Source organism: Janthinobacterium sp. GW456P, from assembly GCF_002127655.1.
Taxonomy (GTDB): domain Bacteria; phylum Pseudomonadota; class Gammaproteobacteria; order Burkholderiales; family Burkholderiaceae_D; genus Janthinobacterium.
This window is the reverse complement of the sequence record NZ_NEHB01000024.1, coordinates 79,775-97,809: the sequence shown is the minus strand read 5'-3', so window position 1 is coordinate 97,809 and position 18,035 is coordinate 79,775. Positions and strand designations below refer to the sequence as shown.

17 protein-coding genes are annotated in these 18,035 nt (G+C 65.0%); 4 read left to right on the top strand and 13 right to left on the bottom strand.

Features of this window, described 5'->3' with window-relative positions; all coding sequences use genetic code 11:
- Positions 1-86 precede the first annotated feature (86 nt).
- From CBW66_RS20595 to CBW66_RS20580, 4 genes are read left to right on the top strand one after another with little or no spacing between them, the layout of a single operon-like run.
- Entirely contained in the window at positions 87-557 is a 471-nt protein-coding gene (locus tag CBW66_RS20595; RefSeq protein ID WP_086137145.1) for a type II secretion system protein, read from the top strand.
- 5 nt (positions 558-562) lie between these two features.
- Positions 563-946, top strand: a complete 384-nt coding sequence (locus tag CBW66_RS20590) for a type IV pilin protein (RefSeq protein ID WP_230492096.1) — start codon at positions 563-565, stop codon at positions 944-946.
- Positions 933-1,469 carry a type II secretion system protein gene (locus CBW66_RS20585; RefSeq protein ID WP_230492095.1) on the top strand — a complete coding sequence of 179 codons (537 nt, stop codon included), beginning with the start codon at positions 933-935 and terminating at the stop codon, positions 1,467-1,469. Before CBW66_RS20590 ends, CBW66_RS20585 begins: the two co-directional genes overlap by 14 nt.
- Positions 1,470-1,514: 45 nt before the next feature.
- Entirely contained in the window at positions 1,515-2,738 is a 1,224-nt protein-coding gene (locus tag CBW66_RS20580; protein ID WP_086137148.1) for a Xaa-Pro peptidase family protein, read from the top strand.
- Between the two features lie 63 nt (positions 2,739-2,801).
- Here the strand turns inward: CBW66_RS20580 and CBW66_RS20575 are convergent, their stop codons facing one another.
- The 13 genes from CBW66_RS20575 to paaK all read right to left on the bottom strand — a co-directional run bounded on the left by CBW66_RS20575 (position 2,802) and on the right by paaK (position 18,029).
- Positions 2,802-4,376, bottom strand: a complete 1,575-nt coding sequence (locus CBW66_RS20575) for a methyl-accepting chemotaxis protein (RefSeq protein ID WP_086137149.1) — start codon at positions 4,374-4,376, stop codon at positions 2,802-2,804.
- A gap of 59 nt (positions 4,377-4,435) precedes the next feature.
- Positions 4,436-4,840, bottom strand: coding sequence for a hypothetical protein (locus CBW66_RS20570; protein WP_086137150.1), 405 nt, complete (start codon positions 4,838-4,840; stop codon positions 4,436-4,438).
- Between the two features lie 10 nt (positions 4,841-4,850).
- A complete protein-coding gene (locus CBW66_RS20565) occupies positions 4,851-6,113 on the bottom strand; it encodes a hypothetical protein (protein ID WP_086137151.1) in 1,263 nt (420 codons plus the stop codon).
- Between the two features lie 366 nt (positions 6,114-6,479).
- Positions 6,480-7,955, bottom strand: coding sequence for an indoleacetamide hydrolase (iaaH, locus tag CBW66_RS20560; protein WP_086137152.1), 1,476 nt, complete (start codon positions 7,953-7,955; stop codon positions 6,480-6,482).
- Between the two features lie 77 nt (positions 7,956-8,032).
- Positions 8,033-10,084 carry a phenylacetic acid degradation bifunctional protein PaaZ gene (gene paaZ, locus CBW66_RS20555; protein ID WP_086137153.1) on the bottom strand — a complete coding sequence of 684 codons (2,052 nt, stop codon included), beginning with the start codon at positions 10,082-10,084 and terminating at the stop codon, positions 8,033-8,035.
- Positions 10,085-10,177: 93 nt separating this feature from the next.
- Positions 10,178-10,792, bottom strand: coding sequence for a phenylacetic acid degradation protein PaaY (paaY, locus tag CBW66_RS20550; protein WP_086137154.1), 615 nt, complete (start codon positions 10,790-10,792; stop codon positions 10,178-10,180).
- 9 nt (positions 10,793-10,801) lie between these two features.
- Positions 10,802-11,533, bottom strand: coding sequence for an ABC transporter ATP-binding protein (locus CBW66_RS20545; RefSeq protein ID WP_086137155.1), 732 nt, complete (start codon positions 11,531-11,533; stop codon positions 10,802-10,804).
- On the bottom strand, positions 11,533-12,288 hold the full coding sequence (locus CBW66_RS20540; protein ID WP_086137156.1) for an ABC transporter ATP-binding protein: 756 nt from the start codon (positions 12,286-12,288) through the stop codon (positions 11,533-11,535). Before CBW66_RS20540 ends, CBW66_RS20545 begins: the two co-directional genes overlap by 1 nt.
- A gap of 1 nt (position 12,289) precedes the next feature.
- Positions 12,290-13,273 (bottom strand): branched-chain amino acid ABC transporter permease, encoded by a 984-nt coding sequence (locus CBW66_RS20535; RefSeq protein ID WP_086137157.1) that lies wholly within the window; start codon positions 13,271-13,273, stop codon positions 12,290-12,292.
- A complete protein-coding gene (locus tag CBW66_RS20530; protein WP_086137158.1) occupies positions 13,270-14,148 on the bottom strand; it encodes a branched-chain amino acid ABC transporter permease in 879 nt (292 codons plus the stop codon). Before CBW66_RS20530 ends, CBW66_RS20535 begins: the two co-directional genes overlap by 4 nt.
- 84 nt (positions 14,149-14,232) lie before the next feature.
- Positions 14,233-15,384, bottom strand: coding sequence for an ABC transporter substrate-binding protein (locus CBW66_RS20525; protein ID WP_086137159.1), 1,152 nt, complete (start codon positions 15,382-15,384; stop codon positions 14,233-14,235).
- Between the two features lie 84 nt (positions 15,385-15,468).
- Entirely contained in the window at positions 15,469-16,674 is a 1,206-nt protein-coding gene (gene pcaF / locus CBW66_RS20520) for a 3-oxoadipyl-CoA thiolase (RefSeq protein ID WP_086137160.1), read from the bottom strand.
- A gap of 26 nt (positions 16,675-16,700) precedes the next feature.
- The gene (paaK, locus tag CBW66_RS20515; RefSeq protein ID WP_086137161.1) at positions 16,701-18,029 is read right to left on the bottom strand and encodes a phenylacetate--CoA ligase PaaK; all 1,329 of its coding nucleotides are present in this window, start codon (positions 18,027-18,029) and stop codon (positions 16,701-16,703) included.
- Between the last annotated feature and the right edge of the window lie 6 nt (positions 18,030-18,035).

Below are 18,035 nucleotides of genomic sequence, written 5' to 3'. Positions count from 1 at the left end.
GAGCAGGCCCCGCCGCGCGCCGGCTCGCCCATGACGGGCGGCGAAGAGGCGCCAGCCGCCGGCGACAAGACCGGCAAAGGCGGCCAATGAGGCACAAGGGCTTTACCTTCATCGAACTGATGATCACCCTGGCCATCATGGCGACCCTGGCCACGGTGGCCGTGCCCATGGCGCAAGTGGCGCAGCAACGGACGAAGGAGCAGGAATTGCGCAGCGCCCTGATCGAGATGCGCGAAGCCATCGATGCCTACAAGCGCGCTTCGGACAATGGCCGCATCAAGCTGTCGCTGGGCGCATCCGGCTATCCGAAAAAACTCGAGGAACTGGTCGAGGGCGTGCCCGACCAGCGCAGCCCCTCCAAGCAGAACATCTATTTCCTGCGCCGCCTGCCGCGCGACCCGTTCCAGCCCCGGGAAGCCGGCAGCGCGGCCGACAGCTGGAGCAAGCGCGCCTATGCCTCGCCGCCCGACAATCCCAGCGAAGGCGAAGACGTGTTCGACGTCGCCTCGCGCTCGACCAAGGTGGGCCTGAACGGCGTGCCGCTCAATCAATGGTGACCGCCATGCATACGACGACCATACGCCGCGGCTTTACCTTGGTCGAGCTGCTGGTGGTGCTGGCGATCATCTCGCTGCTGCTGACCATCGCCATCCCCCGCTATTTCGGCTCGGTGGAAAAGTCGAAGGAAGTCGCGCTGAAGGAAAACCTGCAGGTGCTCAGGAGCGGCCTGGATAAATACTACGCCGACAAGGGAGAATACCCGGCCGCGCTGGCCGATCTGGTGACCCACCATTATTTTCGCAGCGTGCCGCTGGACCCCGTCACGGAGTCCGCCGCCACCTGGCAATTGATCCCTTCGCCGAATGGCGAGATCGGCGGCGTGGCCGACGTGCGCAGCGGCGCCAAGGGCAAGACGCGCGAGGGCATCCCCTTTGAGCAGCTCTAGTTTCCGGCGCCGCGCACGGGGCTTCGCATATATCTGGACCCTGATGCTGGTGGCCTTCATGGGCGTGGGCCTGGTGCTGGCCAGCGAACTGTTTGCCACGGCCGCGCGGCGCGAGAAGGAGCGCGAGCTGCTGTTCATCGGCCATGAATTCCGCAACGCGCTGGGCCGCTACTACGACAGCACGCCAGGCGACGGGCGGCCGCGCTATCCCTTGACCCTGCAGGAACTGCTGCGCGACCCGCGCTTTGCCAATGCCCGACGCCATCTGCGCCGCCTGTATGCGGACCCCGTCACGGGCAAGGCGGAATGGGGCGTGCTGCGACAGGAGGGACGCATCGTCGGCATTCATTCGCTGTCGCCCCAGCTGCCCATCAAGCAAGACAATTTTCTCGATGAAGACGCCAGCCTGCGCCGCAAGCAGCGCTACGCGGACTGGCACTTCACGTATCCGCACGACCTGGTGCTGGCCACGCCCGATGCGGCCGGCGGCGCGCCCGGCCTCAAGCCGAAAGGCGCGAACTGATATCATGCCCGCATTCCATATTCAACATCGGGCAAAGGAGCAGGCATGAGCATAGGTGGCACTTCCATCGAACAGGCGTTGGCGTCGCTGTCGGACATGACGGGCGGCATGGCCGCCATCGGCAAGGACGAACATGCGCAGCGCATCGCCAAGGCGCAAGCCTTCATGCGCGAACAGGGCATCGCCGCCATCTACCTGAACGCGGGCGCCAACCTCACCTATTTCACGGGCACCAAATGGTATGCCAGCGAACGCATGGTGGGCGCCATTTTGCCCGCCAGCGGCGCCATCGAATACATCGCCCCCGCATTCGAGGAAAGCACCTTGCAAGGCTTCATGCTGATCGAGGGCCGTGTCAATTGCTGGGAAGAGCATGAAAGCCCGTACCAGCTGTTCGTCGACGTGCTGGCGCGCATGGGAATTGCCCAGGACGCGAAGCAGCCGCCGCGCGTGGGCATCTGCGAAAGCGCCGCCTTCTTCATCTATGACGGCATCAAGCCGCTGGCCCCCGGCTACGCACTGGAAAACGCGCGCGCCGTCACCGCGTACTGCCGCAGCAGAAAATCACAGGCCGAAATCGCCCTGATGCAGCGCGTGATGGACATGACCCTGGCCGTGCACGTGGCCACGGCCAGCATGCTGTATGAAGGCATCACGACGGTGGAAGTGGAGGAGTTCATCCAGCGCGCGCACCGCAAGGTGGGCGCGCCCCGCTCGTATTTCTGCATCGTGCTGTTCGGCGAGGCGACGGCCTACCCGCATGGCGTCAATTACGTGCAAACGTTAAAAGCGGGCGACACGGTGCTGATCGACACGGGCTGCCAGGTGATGAACTACATCTCCGACATCACGCGCACCTATGTGTTTGGCGCCATCAGCGAACGCCAGCGCAGCGTGTGGAACAGCGAAAAGGCGGCGCAGGCTGCCGCCTTCGCGGCCGCCCAACTGGGCGTGCCCTGCGGCGACGTGGACCGCGCCGCCCGCGTGTCTCTGGAAGCGGACGGCTTCGGCCCCGGCTACAAGCTGCCCGGCCTGCCGCACCGCACGGGCCACGGCATCGGCCTCGATATCCACGAGTGGCCTTACCTGGTGGGCAACGACACGACGCCGCTCGACGTGGGCATGTGCTTCTCGAACGAACCGATGATCTGCATCCCCGGCGAATTCGGCATCCGCCACGAAGACCATTTTTACATGACGGATGACGGTCCGCGCTGGTTCACGCAGCCGGCGCACAGCATCGACGATCCGTTCGGTTTGCAGGCGTAGGCCGGGTGTTGGATTACGCTGCGCTAATCCAACCTACGCCATGCCATGCAGGTCAAGCTGGTATCACCGCAATGCCAGGTAGGTCGGATTAGCGCCCTGCGCGTAATCCGACACAGCGCTTCCCTGCGCCAGCTTGAACACGGCCAGCGCCGTGCCCAGCTGCACGGCCTGTTCCTGCAGCGATTCGGCGGCCGCCGACGCTTCTTCCACCAGCGCGGAGTTTTGCTGCGTCATCTGGTCCATGCTGCCGATGGCCACGCCGATATCGCCGATGCCGGCGCTTTGCGCCTGGCTAGCCGCGCTGATCTCGGCCATGATGTCGGCCACCTTTTTCACGGAATCGACGATCTGGCCCATGGTCAGACCCGCTTCGTCGACCAGCTTCGAACCGACATTCACCCTGGCCACCGAGTCGCCGATCAGTTGCTTGATCTCGCGCGCCGCTGCCGCGCTGCGCTGCGCCAGGTTGCGCACTTCGGACGCCACCACGGCAAAGCCGCGTCCCTGCTCGCCGGCGCGGGCCGCTTCCACGGCCGCATTCAAGGCCAGGATATTCGTCTGGAAGGCGATGCCGTCGATGACGCCGATGATGTCGACGATGCGTTTCGATGCATCGTTGATCTCGCCCATGGTGGTGACCACCTGGCTGACCACCTGCCCGCCCTTCACGGCCACCGACGACGCCGACACCACCAGTACATGCGCCTGGCCCGCGTTGGCGGCGTTGTCGCGCACGGTGGAAGTCAGGCTGTCCATGCTGCGCGCCGTCTGGTCCAGGCTGCCCGCCTGCGATTCCGTGCGCGCAGCCAGGTCCGCATTGCCCTGGGCGATTTCGGCGCTGGCCACCTGGATGGTTTCAGCCGACGCCTTGATGCCGGATACCATACCGGCCAGCCGGCCGCGCATCTCTTTTAACGCCGCCAGCAGGCTGTCCTGGTCGCCGCTTTCCGTGGCGATCACCATCGAGAGGTCGCCATCGGCCACGGCGCGCGCGATCTGGCGCGCGTATTCGGGTTCGCCACCGAGCTGCTGCCAGATGGCGCGCACGACGAAATGCGACACGGCCACCAGGCAGACGATGACGGCCAGCGCCACGGCGATGCTGGTATTGAGCGCATTGCGCACATTGGCCGCGCTGCGTTCGATGCCCTGCCTGAACTGCGTCTGCGCCTGTTCATTGGTCTTTGCCAGGTCTGCGTTGAGCACCGCCAGCGCGCCCTGCATGCGCGCCACGGCCGCTTGCGGGTCGCCCTCTTGCATTTCCAGCATGATGCGCGCCGCGCTGAGGGCCGGCGCATAATAGGCATCGAATTCCCTGGCCAGCCGCGCACCGTGCTCGCGCTGGCCGGGAATCGCCGCGAAGGCGGCCAGTTTTTCGCGCAGCTTGACTGCCTGGCCGCCGACCTGGCCGATGCGCTCCTTGTCGCCTTCGCTGACGGCATCGCGCAGGGCGTCGCCGACGGCGGCCACGTCCAGCGTCAGCGACTTGGCCATGTCGAGCACAGGATAGTCGGCGCTTTCGGTGGCGTGAATGGAATTGAGCGTGGCCGTGGACAGATAGGCGCTGACGGCCAGCCCCAGCCCGAAAATTACGGCCGAGACGACAGGCAGCGCCCATATCTTGCGTTTGATGCTCATTGCTGTCTCCTGATGGTAGGTCTATCGGGCCGCCGCATGGCGCGCGGCCCGAACCGGCTTTATGGCGCCGTCAGCACCACTTTGACGCTGGCGTCGACGGCACTCTTCTCGATATAGCCGATGGCTTTCGGATCGGCGGCCACGGCCTTTTTGACGTCGGCGCTATTGGCCACTTCCTTCGGCAAGGTCGCCTTGCCCGTGAAGACCAGCTTGGACCACAGGGCCTTGGCCTGCGACGGTTCCTTGTCCGTCACCTTTTTGTAGAACTCGGCGCGCACGGGGGCGCTTTCCGGCTGGTCGATGGGCGTCATGGCCGTCGATTTACCGAGGAAAAACTGCGCCACCTGCTCATTCGTCATCGCACCGGCGGCGCTCTTGGCATTGACCACCACGACCACTTCGGCCATGGCGGGAACACAGGTCGACAGCGCCAGCAAGGCAGCCGCAAAAATGTAGGGTTTCATGCGGCGCTCCTCAGAAAACGAAATCGATGGCGGCGGCAGCCACCGTGACGGGGCCATGGAAGCCCGGTTTGGCTTGCACGAACAGGCCCGGGCCATTCTTCGGCTTGATGCGGTCGATCTGCACCTTCAGGGCGGCCGAACGGTGGAAGTCCCAGCGCACGCCGATGCTGTCCGTCGATTGCTCGAGCTGGTTGCGCGTATAAGCGAGGGTGTCGACGCCGGCCGACAGGGCGCGCAAGGTCGGCGTGCAGGCGGCCGGGTAGCCGGCCGGGCAGCTAGCCGGGACGGTGTTGTTGACGCGGCCATCGGCCTTCAGGCTGGCGTGGCTGTAGTAGGGCAGGAAGGCGCCGATGCGGTAGCCGCCCATGACGTACCACGAGATGCTGTCGCTGACATAGCTGTCCGTCTTGCGCTTCGCATATTCGGACTGCAGCAGCACGTTGTTCCAGTCCAGGCCCAGGCCCACGGAGGTGAACGATGCCTTCTTGCCCTTGACCTCCAGCGCATCGGCCAAGGCGCCCAGCTGGGCGATCTTGTAGCCGCCGCCGGCCGCGCGCAAGCTGCCCATCAGGGTATTCAGGCTCGGTGAATCGTTGATCGTCAGCTTCGTTTCGGCACGGCCAAAGCGCACGGTGAGGGGGCCATGCTCGGCCACCACGTTGAGGGCGACGATGGACTTGCCTTCCACCTGCACGGTCGAATCGGGACCCGTGGCCAGGGTAGCCTTGGTGCGGCCCAGCGCCAGCTGCGTGGTGATGCTGGTATCGCCCGCGCTGAACTGGTAGGTACCATCGATGCCGTCGATGCTGTTCAGCGGTACCTGCGAGTACATTTCGCCGGGCGGGCGCAGCAAGGTGTTGGCATAGCCGACGTTGCGGTAATCGGAAATCATGAAGACGGGCAGACCCATGCGGCCGACGCGCACGCTGAAGCTGTCCGACACCTTGGCCTTGGCAAAGGCCCACGCCAGTTCGGCGCCGACATCGTCCTCGCCATCCTTGCGCGCCAGGCCTTGCACGGTGGCCGACAACCACGGGTTGACGGTAACGTTGGCCTGCAAGCCCAGGTTGGAATCGACGCCCGTGCGGGCGGTGCGGCCGGCGCCGGCGGCCTGGTTCGGGCGCGCGAACTGCGCCTTGTCGGTATCGGCCATGGTCAGGGCGGCCGTGCCGTAACCGCTGATCTTGACGGCGGGGCCGGTGGCCTCTTCGGCATAGGCATGGCTGATGGCCAGGGGCATGGCCAGCAGGAAAATCAGGACGTGTTTATTCATAGTAATTAAATACCCGTAGCGGTGAACGTGGAATGGAACTCGCGGTCAAGGGTTCACCAGCCGCAAAAGGCCGGGTCCGTTTTTTCGCGCCGCCAGCGCCCTTGGTATACATCGGGCGTGTCTGGCGGCGTGACCAGTGAGTCAAACAGATGCTACAGAGAAAAGGTTTTGCTTTGGAAAGTTTTCTGATGGCAATGCGCGATTTCGCCGATTTTCAAGGAAAAAGCACGCCTTCTAGAGGGGTTTATCTAAATAGCACGCCGTGCAAAACCACACTTTCGCCATACTTTTCATACACTTATGGATAGTTCAGCCGGTACAAAATCCTGGCGCCCTGCCAAGCGCGCCAGTGTGTTTCTCAGTCCCTCAGGCGCACGCTGGCGGCGCCGGCAAGGGGCCGAACAGCGCCTCCAATGACAGGCCGATGGCCAGCAAACGGCCGTCGCTGCCCAGCGGTCCATCGATTTCCATCCCCACCGGCAAGCCGGCAGCCGTCATCCCCGCCGGCAGGGACAAGCCGGGTATGCCCGCGTTGCTGGCCGGGTCCGTATTGCGGATCAGGGTGGTGAACGCATCGCCGGCCGCGCCGCCAGCCACCGCGATGGTCGACGAACCGTGCGCGGCGTCGATGGCCACGGCGCTCACGGGCGTGGTGGGAAAAAAGATGGCGTCCAGGCGGTAGCGCGCAAAATAGTCGCGGTACAGCGCCTGCAAACGGGGCCGCTGTACCTGCAGCGCGTCGGGATACGCGGCACCGAAGGCGTCGCCCAGGATGGCGTCAAACGCGTGCCGCACGTCGGGGCTGGCGACCTGCGCGGCGATATCGTCCAGCGTGATTTGCGCGCCGCTGGCGGCCAGGTAGGCGGGAATCGCCTGGCGCGGCTCGTGCAGCGCCAGCGGGAACGACACCTTGCCGTTCGCTTCCATCACGTCTTGCATGCCGATATCGACCAGCACCACGCCCGCCTGCGCCAGCGTCTCCCTGGCCTGCGCCATCACGGCCGCCACGTCGGCGTCCAGCGGCTGCCAGAAGGCGGCCGGCACGCCGAAGCGCAAACCGGCCAGCGGCTCCGGCGAGGGCACGGGAAGGCCGGACAGCACGCTGTCGAGCAGGGCCACGTCGGCCACCGTGCGCGCCATCGGGCCCACCGTGTCGCGCGTGTGGCTGATGGGTACCGTGCCGCTGGAATCGTAGCGGCGCCCGGCACCGCCATCGCCCACGGACGGGCGCAAGCCCACGATGCCGCACAGGGCGGCCGGCACGCGCGTCGAGCCGCCCGTATCCGTGCCCAGGCCTGCCGGCGCGATGCGCGCGGCGACCGCCGCCGCCGTGCCGCCGGAAGAACCGCCGGGGATGCGCGCGCTGTCATACGGGTTTTTCACGTGGCCGGCGAAACTGGAAAAATTCGTGCTGGTGGCGCCAAACGCCAGTTCATGCAGGTTCGCCTTGCCCAGGATGATGGCGCCCGCGTCCAGCAGCCGCTGCACACTGGGTGCGTTCAGCGCCGGATACCAGTCACGCAAGGCCGGCGTGCCGGCCGTCGTCGGCATGCCGCGCGCGTCGATATTGTCTTTTACAACGATGGGCAGTCCGGCCAGCGGCGGCAAGGCGCGGCCCGCCGAGCGCGCCGCGTCGACCTGCGCGGCGGCCTCCAGCGCGGTGTCCGCATTCAAAGTGACCAGGCTGTTCAAGCCGGCCTGCGCGCGCGCCTGCGCCAGCAGGGTGCGCATGTAGTCGGCGGCGCCAAGGCTGCCATTGGCGATGGCGGCCACGGCATCGCAGGCGCTCAGGGACAGTTGCGCCTGCGCGGCGAGGGAAGGTTGGTCGTCTGGCTTGCTCATGCTGTCTCTCCAAAAAAATGCGCCGCCCACGCAAAGATCGCAGGCGGCGCCGGTCAAACGTATCCTGCCAAAATTGCTTACTCGCGCTTCGAGACCAGCGTCAGGATGTCATAGCTGGCCACCAGTTCCTCGTTCTGGTTCGTTACCTGCACGTCCCACGCAACGACGCCCTGGCCCACGCCAAACACGTCCTTGCGGTTGCGGTCGACCTTGCGCTTGCACGTCAGGCGCGCGCGGATGGTGTCGCCAATCGCCACCGGGGCGACGAAGCGCAAGTTGTCCAGGCCATAGTTGGCCAGCACGGGACCGACGCCGGGCGAGACGAACAGGCCTGCGGCGGCCGACAGCACGAAGTAGCCGTGCGCGATGCGCTTGCCGAACTGCGATTCCTTGGCCGCGATTTCATCGAAGTGCATGTAGAAGAAGTCGCCCGAGATGCCGCCGAAGGCGACGATGTCCGCTTCGCTGACGGTGCGGCGGTGCGTGAGCAGCGAGTCGCCCGTCTCCAAGTCCTCGAAGTGCTTGCGGAATGGGTGGATCGGGCTTTCATTGACGTCCGCGCCGCGCACGTATTCGCCCGTGATCGCCGCCAGCATGGTCGGCGAACCTTGCACGGCCGCGCGTTGCAGGTAGTGGCGCACGGCGCGCACGCCGCCCAGCTCTTCGCCGCCGCCCGCGCGGCCAGGGCCGCCGTGCTTCAGCTGCGGCAAGGGCGAGCCATGGCCCGTCGAATCGACGGAAGCCACGCGTTCGAGCACGTGCACGCGGCCATGCGTGGCCGCCACCTGCGGCACCACGCGCGCGGCGATCTTCGGATCGCGCGTCACCAGGGTGCTCACCAGGCTGCCCTTGCCGCGCGCGGCCAGCGCCAGCGCTTCATCGATGTCCTTGTAGCCCATCATGGTGCTGACGGGGCCAAACGCTTCCACGTCGTGCACGGCATCGTTGCCGAAAGCGTCGCGGCACATCAGCAGGGTCGGCGAGAAGAAGCTGCCGTCCGACGCGCCATCGCCGAGCGGATTGAAACCGTCAGCCGCGCCAAATACCACTTCGTTCCCCTGCGACAGCGTGGCGACTCTTTCCGCCACGTCATTCTGCTGCTCTTTCGAGGCCAGCGCGCCCATGCGCACGCCTTCGATGGACGGATCGCCCACCACCACCTTGGCCAGGCGCTCGCGCAGGCGCGTTCCGACGGCGTCCATCAGGTGCTCGGGCACGATGATGCGGCGGATCGCCGTGCACTTCTGGCCCGACTTGCCCGTCATCTCGCGCACGACTTCCTTGACGAACAGGTCGAACTCCACATCGTCGGGCGTGACGTCGGGCGCCAGGATGGCGCAATTGAGCGAATCGGCTTCGCCATTGAACGGCACGGACTGGGCGATCAGGTTCGGATTCGTGCGCAGCTTGGCGGCCGTGGCGGCCGATCCCGTAAAGGTGACGAAATCCTGGCCATTCAAGCGGTCCAACAAGTCGCCCGTGGAGCCGATCACCAGTTGCAAGCTGCCGGCCGGCAGCAAGCCCGATTCATGCATCATGCGCACGACGGCCTGCGTCAGATAGCTCGTCGCCGTGGCCGGCTTGGCGATGCAGGGCATGGCGGCCAGGAAGCTGGGGGCGAATTTTTCCAGCAAGCCCCAGATGGGGAAGTTGAAGGCGTTGATGTGCACGGCCAGGCCGCCGCGCGGCACCAGGATGTGGGTACCGGCGAAGCCGCCCTTCTTGCCCAGCGCGATGGCCGGACCTTCGTGCAGCACGTTCGACGACGGCAGTTCGTTGCTGCCCATGCTGGCATAGGCGAACAGCGTGCCCGTGCCGCCTTCGATGTCGACCCAGCTGTCGGCGCGCGTGGCGCCCGACAGGTGCGAAATCGCATACAGCTCTTCCTTGCGCTCGACCAGGTACAGGGCCAATGCTTTGAGGCGTGCGGCGCGCTGCTGGAAGTCGAGCGCCATCAGGCCCGGCACGCCCGTCTTGCGCGCATACGTGACGGCTTCGTCGAAATCGATCTTTTCCGCATGCGTGTGATAGATGACGCGGTTGTTCAAGGCGCTGTGCAGGGGCACGGCGGCGCTTTCGCCCAGCCAGCGGCCGGCGATCAGGCTTTGCAGGGTGGATATGTGAGCCATGTGGTTTCTCCGTAAAACGAGGGTGTTGGTGACGTTGGTGGTGTCGGATTACGCGAGGCGCAGCCCCGCTAATCCGACCTACGTTCATATGGTTTACTGCGCCGCGGCGTTCTTGTGCAAGTGCAGCGGCAAGGCCGATTCGAAATTCAGGCGCTGGCGGTTCGCCTCGACTTGCGTCAGGGCTTCCACCTCGCGCATCGTCTGCATGGAGCGCACGGCCAGTTCGTGATACTGGCCCGTGCCCGAGCTTTTCCATTTGATTTCATCGTCGCTCAGCGCGCGGATGATCTTGGCGGGCGTGCCGACCACCATGCTGCGCGGCGCGACGACCATGCCCGCCTTGACGAAACTCATGGCGGCGACGATGGATTCCTCGCCGATGACGGCGTTATCCATCACCACGGCGTTCATGCCGACAAGCGCATTGCGGCCGATGCGGCAGCCGTGCAGCACGGCGCCGTGGCCGATATGGCCGTCGACTTCGACCACCGTGTCGCAGCCGGGAAAGCCGTGCATGACGCAGGTATCCTGCAGGTTCGCCCCCTCCTCCAGGATCAAGCGGCCGAAGTCGCCGCGGATCGAAGCGAGCGGGCCGATATAGCAGCGCGGACCGACGATCACGTCGCCGATCAGCACGGCCGACGGGTGCACGTAGGCGCTGGGGTGGACGACGGGGATGACGCCGTTGATTTCGTAGACTTTGACCATACAGACTCCTTACATGCCCAGATAGGCGCTTTGTACCTGCTCGTTATGCAGCAATTCGGGGCCGGGGCCGGACAGGATGATGGCCCCCGTCTCGATCACGTAACCCACGTCGGCGATCGACAGGGCCGCATGCGCGTTCTGCTCGACGAGGAAGATGGTGATGCCCTGGTCGCGCAGCTCGGCCACGATGCGGAAGATTTCCGCGATCAGGAGCGGCGCCAGGCCCATGCTCGGTTCATCGAGCAGCAGCAGTTGCGGGCGGCCCATCAGCGCGCGCGCCATGGCCAGCATCTGCTGCTGCCCGCCAGACAAGGTCCCGGCCAGCAGCAAGCGCTTTTCCTTCAAAATCGGGAACAGGCCGTACATGCGTTCCATGTCGCCGGCCACGTCCTGCGGCGGACGGGTGAACGCGCCCAGGCGCAGATTGTCTTCCACCGTCATGGGGCCGAACACTTGCCGCCCTTCCGGCACCTGGCAAATGCCGCTGCGCACGCGCTTGTCGGCGCTCATGCGGCTGACGTCCTGGCCGGCGAAAACGATGCTGCCGGCGCTGACCGGCTGCACGCCGGAGATCGCCCGCAGCAAGGTGGTCTTGCCGGCGCCGTTGGCGCCCACCAGCGCCACCAGCTGGCCCTGGCGCACCTGCAGGTCGATGCCGTGCAAGGCCTGGATGCGGCCGTAATGGCTGGTCAGCCCGGCGATATCGAGCACCAGCGGCGCTTGAGGTTTTTCCATCTTCATCATGCCGCCACTCCCAGGTATGCCGCCACCACGTCGGGATTGGCGCGCACTTCGGCGGCGGTCCCTTCGGCCAGCTTCTTGCCATAGTCGAGCACCAGGATATGGTCCGACAGATTCATCACCAGCTTCATGTCATGCTCGACCAGCACCACCGTCACGCCCGATTGCGCCACCTTGCGGATCAGGGCTTCGATCTCGCCCGTCTCCGTGTGGTTCAGGCCCGCAGCCGGTTCATCGAGCAGCAGCACCTTCGGCTTGGCCGCCAGCGCGCGGGCGATTTCCAGGCGCTTTAACGCGCCATACGACATCTGCCCCGCCTCGTCATCGATATGCCGGCCCACGCCGACAAACTCCATCAGGCCCGCCGCCTCGTCGCGGCAGGCCGCGTCCGCGCGGCGTACGGAAGGCAAACGCAGCATGGAGGCGAACAGGTTCTGGTTCAGGCGCAGGTGCGCGCCCACCATCACATTGTCGATGGCCGTCATGTTCATGCACACCTGCAGGTTCTGGAAGGTGCGGCTCATGCCGCGCCGCGCCAGCGCATCGGGCGGCATGGCGGCCACGTTCTCGCCGTTGAGCAGGATCTCGCCTCTGGTCGGCGTGTAGACACCGGTGATCAGGTTGAACAGGGTCGTCTTGCCGGCGCCGTTCGGCCCGATCACGGAGTGGATATTGCCTTCCTTGACGGTAAAGCTCACGTCCTGCACCGCGTGCACGCCGCCAAAGCTCTTGCTCAGATTGTTAATCGTCAGCATCTCACACCTCCCGCGCAGATTGTGGCGGTGCTTTCGGCGTGGCGGAACGCTTGCGCGAACGGCTGGCCAGGCTCGGCACCAGGCCCTTGGGCATGAAAATCATGGTCGCCATCAGGATCACGCCGAACACCACCGTTTCCCAGCCTTCAAAACTGGACAGCAGCTGCGGCAAGATCGTCAGCAGGGCCGCGCCGATGATGGAACCGAAGATCGACGCCATGCCGCCCACCACCACCATCGTCACCAGCTCGATCGAGTGGAAGAAGCCGGCCAGGTTGGGCGTGATGAAACCGATGTAATGGGCGCTGATGCTGCCCGCGATGCTGGCAATGACGGCCGACAGCACGAACACGCGCACCTTGAAGCGCGTCGTGTCGACACCGACCACGCGGGCCGCCACTTCCGAACCGTGGATCGCCTGCAGCGCGCGGCCGACGGGCGAATCGATCAGGTTCAGGGCCAGCCACGTGACCAGCAACAGCAGCACGGCGCACACCAGGTACCACGATTTTTCACCGGCGATGTCCAGGCCCGCGACACTGAAGGCGGACACGCCGATGCCGTCCGGGCCGCCCGTCCATTGCGTCTCGTTGTTGATGACGATGGAGATGATGATGCCCAGACCCAGGGTCGCCATGGCCAGGGTATGGCCCTTGAGTTTCAATACGGGACGGGCCAGCAGCAGCGCCAGCAACCCCGTGGCGACGGCGCCCGCGGCCAAGGCGGCCAGCGGCGGCCAAGCATAGTGCGTGGTCAGCACGGCCGACGCATACGCGCCCAGGCCGTAGAAGCCCGCGTGACCGAGGCTGATCTGGCCCGTGTAGCCCATCAAGAGGTTCAGGCCGATGACGACGATGGCGTTCAGGGCGATGCGGATCACCACGTCATAATAAAACGCATTGCTGAGGAACAGCGGCAGGATGGCCAGCACCAGGGCCAGCACCAGCAAGCCGCCGTGGCGCGAGCGTGTGAAAAATGTGGTCATACACGCTCCGAATTTTTAGCGCCAAACAAGCCTTGCGGCAGGAAGAACAGGATCAACAGAATCAGCACGAAGGGCACCGCGTCCTTGTAGGCGGACGAGATGTAACCGGCCGTCATGGCTTCGGCGATGCCGAGGATCAGGCCGCCGGCAATCGCGCCCGCGCCGCCACCGAGGCCGCCGAGTACGGCGGCGACAAAGCCTTTCAGGCCCAGCATGATGCCGGCGTCATACGAGGTATAGGTGATCGGCGCGACGAGAATGCCGCCGGCCGCGCCCAGCAGGGCTGACAGGCCGAACGAGAACAGCAGCACCTTGCGCGTATTGATGCCCACCAGTTGCGCGGCCAGCTTGTTGTGCGAGGTGGCCAGCATGGCCTTGCCCATCAAGGTGCGGCCGAAGAACCAGCCCAGCACCAGCACGATGACGACCGTCACGCCCAGTACCCACAGGCTTTGCGGCAGCAGGCTGGCGCCTAAAAAATCGATCGGCGCGTCGCCGGAAAAGGCCGGCAGCGAGTGCGTATCCTTGCCCAGCCAGATCTGCACGAGGCCGCGCAGCACCAGCGAGGCGCCGATGGTGATGATCAGCAGGGTGATGACCTGCGCGTTTTGCGCCGGTTCGATCACGGTTTTTTCCATCAGCAGGCCAACGATGCCCGTGGCGATGACGGCCAGGATGATGGCCAGCGGCAGCGGCACGCCGGCGGCCGACATCACGGCGGCCAGCATCCCGCCCAGCATGATGAATTCGCCTTGCGCGAAATTGATCACGCCGCTGGTGTTGTAGATGATGGTAAAGCCCAGCGCCGCCAGCGCATAGGCGGAACCGACCGTCATCCCGGAATACAGAAATTGTAGAAATTGAGCGACTTCCATGGTGTCTCCATTATGTTCTTCTATGCGCGGGCCGCCTTCGGGGGCGGCCTCGCGCAGGTACTCTGGCCTACCTCACTTCGAACATCACTTCGACAATTGCCATTCGCCGTTCTTTACTTCCACCATGCGGAAAGCCGACAGGTCCAGGCCCATGTGGTCCTTGGCCGACATGTTGAATACGCCGGTGGTGCCCACAAAACCCTTGGTCTGTTCCAGCGCCGTGCGCACTTTTTCGCGGTCCGTGCCGCCGGCGCGCTTGATGGCGTCCACCGACAGGTTCAGGGCGTCGAGCGCATAGCCGCCAAAGGTCGACGGATCGATCTTGTAGCGCTCCTTGTACGTCTTGTCGTAGCCGACGACGACGGCCTTTTGCGCGTCGCTGTCCGGCAGCATGGCGCCGATCAGCAGGGCCGGCGTCGGCAAGCGCACGCCTTCGGCAGCCTTGCCCGACAGCTTCAGGTATTCGTCGGAGGCCACGCCATGCGACTGGTACAGCGGCAGCGCGGCCATGCCCAGCTGGCCGTAGTTCTTGGTGACCACGGCCGGGCCCTGGCCCAGGCCGAAGACGAACACGGCTTGCACGCCCTTGGTATTCTTGATGCGCGTCAGCTGCGCCGTGATGTCCGTGTCTTTCGGACCGTAGGTTTCATCGGCCACCAGGGTGATGCCATACTTGGAGGCGACGATCTGCGATTCCTTGCGGCCCGAGGCGCCGAAGCCGCTCGTTTCCGACAGCAGGCCCACCTTGCTGATGCCGCGTTTCTTCATGTCCTCGAACACCTTCTCGGCCGCCATGCGGTCCGTATGCGGCGTCTTGAAGACCCATTTCTTGACCGGATCGATGATCACCACGGCGCCGGCCAGCGAAATGAAGGGCATGCTGGCGCGGTCCACCAGCGGCGCCATCGCCATCGTCGCGCCGGTGGTGGTACCGCCGATCAGCACATCGACCTTGTCCGACTCGATCAAACGCTTGGTAAAGCCGTTGGCCTTGGCCGCATCGCTGCCGTCGTCGTAGTGCACCAGTTCCAGCTTGCGTCCCAGCACGCCGCCGGCCGCGTTGATCTTCTCGATATACAGCTGCAGGGTTTTCAGTTCAGGGTCGCCCAGGAAGGCGGCCGGCCCTGTGACGGACAGCACGGATCCGATCTTGATGTTATCGGCCGCATACGCGCCGGCGGCGGACATGGCCAGCACGCCGGCGATCAGGGTTTTCTTGAAGATATTGGCAATCATTGTGGTCTCCACCAGGTTGGCACTACGGTCAATTATGGTTGGCGCTTTTTTGCAAGCTTGCGCCTTTTTTGTTGTTTTACTTTTTTATACGCGTTCAATGACGACGGCAATACCCTGCCCCACGCCGATGCACATGGTGCACAGCGCATAGCGCCCGCCCGCGCGCTCCAGCTGGTTCAATGCGGCCATCACCAGGCGCGCGCCCGATGCGCCCAGCGGATGGCCGATGGCAATCGCCCCGCCATTCGGGTTCACGTGGGCCGCGTCGTCAGCCAGGCCCAGGTCGCGCGTGACGGCCAGCGCCTGCGCGGCGAATGCTTCATTGAGCTCGATCACGTCCATCTGTTCGATGGTAAGGCCCGTCTGCGCCAGCACCTTGCGCGAGGCCGGCGAGGGACCGAAGCCCATGATGCGCGGCGCCAGGCCGGCCGTGGCCATGCCCAGCACCTTTGCGCGCGGCGTCAGCTTGTATTTATCCACGGCGGCGGCGGATGCCAGCAAGATCGCGCAGGCGCCGTCGTTCAAGCCCGAGGCATTGCCGGCCGTGACCGTGCCGTCCGCTTTCACCACGCCCTTGAGCTTTGCCAGCATGTCCAGCGAAGTGTCGGGACGAGGATGTTCATCCATCGTCACCATTTTCGGCTCGCCCTTTTTTTGCGGCACGGCGACGGGCACGATTTCGCGCTCGAACACGCCGGCCGCGTTGGCGGCGGCCCAGCGCTGCTGGCTGCGCAAGGCCAGCGCGTCCTGGTCGGCGCGGCTGATGCCAAATTCCACGGCCACGTTTTCCGCCGTTTCCGGCATGGTGTCAATGCCGTACTGCGTCTTCATTTTGCCGTTGACGAAGCGCCAGCCCAGGGTCGTGTCTTCGATTTTCGCCGCGCGCGAAAATGCGCTGTCGGCCTTGCCCATCACGAACGGTGCGCGCGTCATGCTTTCCACGCCGCCGGCGATGATCAGTTCCGCCTCGCCCGCCTTGATCGAGCGGGCAGCGAGACCCACGGCGTCCAGGCTGGAGCCGCACAGGCGGTTGATGGTATTGCCCGGTACGGCCGCCGGCAAGCCGGCCAGCAGCGCGGCCATGCGGCCCACGTTGCGGTTGTCTTCGCCCGCCTGGTTGGCGCAGCCGTAGAACACGTCGTCGATGGCGGACCAGTCGACGGAAGGGTTGCGGGCGATCAGCGCGGCAATCGGCAGCGCGCCCAGATCGTCCGCGCGCACGCTGGACAGCGCGCCGCCATAACGGCCAAACGGGGTGCGTACGGCGTCACAGATAAAGGCTTCGTTCATGTTGGGTTCCTTGTTCGGGCGGGCTATCAGGAAAAAATCTTCGGGCGCTGGTCGACCACGCGGCGGGCCTTGCCCGTCAGGGTGCGTTCGATGCCGGCGGCGGCCACCAGGCGCACGCGCGTGCTCACGCCTACGTGCGTCTTGATGCGGTGTTCCAGCTCGCGCGCCAGGGCGTCCGTTTCGCTGGCCGAGATGGTAGCGGTGAGATCGATGCGCAGCTCGGCGATGACTTCGAGCTTGTCGAGGTGGCCGTCGCGCGTGACGACCAGCTGGTACTGCGGCGCCAGCTTCGGCATCTTGAGGATCAGCTCTTCGATCTGCGTGGGGAAGACGTTCACGCCGCGGATGATCAGCATGTCGTCGGAGCGGCCCGTGATCTTGCCGATGCGGCGCATGGAGCGCGAGGTCGGCGGCAGCAAACGGGTCAGGTCGCGCGTGCGGTAGCGGATGATGGGCAGCGCCTCTTTCGACAGCGAGGTAAACACCAGTTCTCCCTCTGCGCCGTCCGGCAGCACTTCGCCCGTTTCCGGGTCGATGATCTCGGGATAAAAATGGTCTTCCCAGATGACGGGACCGTCCTTGCTCTCGATGCATTCGGATGCCACGCCAGGCCCCATCACTTCGGACAGGCCGTAGATATCGACGGCGTCGATGCCGGCGCGCGCTTCGATTTCCGAACGCATGGCGTCCGTCCACGGTTCGGCACCGAAGATGCCCACTTTCAGCGACGATTCGGCCGGGTCCAGGCCCTGGCGCGTGAATTCCTCGATGATGTTGAGCATGTACGATGGCGTGACCATGATGATGGACGGCTTGAAATCCTGGATCAGCTGCACCTGCTTTTCCGTCTGCCCGCCGGACATGGGGATGACCGTGCAGCCCAGGCGCTCGGCGCCGTAGTGCGCACCCAGGCCGCCCGTGAACAGGCCGTAGCCATACGAGATATGCACCATGTCGCCCGCCCGCCCGCCCCCTGCGCGGATCGAGCGCGCCACCACATTGGCCCAGGTATCGATGTCGTTCTGCGTGTAGCCGACCACCGTGGCCTTGCCCGTGGTGCCGCTCGACGCGTGGATGCGCACCACCTGCTCGCGCGGCACGGCGAACAGGCCGAACGGATAATTGTCGCGCAAGACTTTTTTATCGGTGAACGGGAATTTGGCCAGGTCGGACAAGGATTTGAGATCATCCGGATGCACGCCCGCTTCGTCAAAAGCGGCACGGTAATGGGGCACGTTGTCATACGCGTGCTTGAGCGTCCATTTCATGCGTTCGAGCTGCAGCGCCTGCAGTTCATCCTTGCTGGCGCGCTCGATCGGCTCAAGGTCATTCGGGGAAGGGGTGCGTTGGACCATCATTGT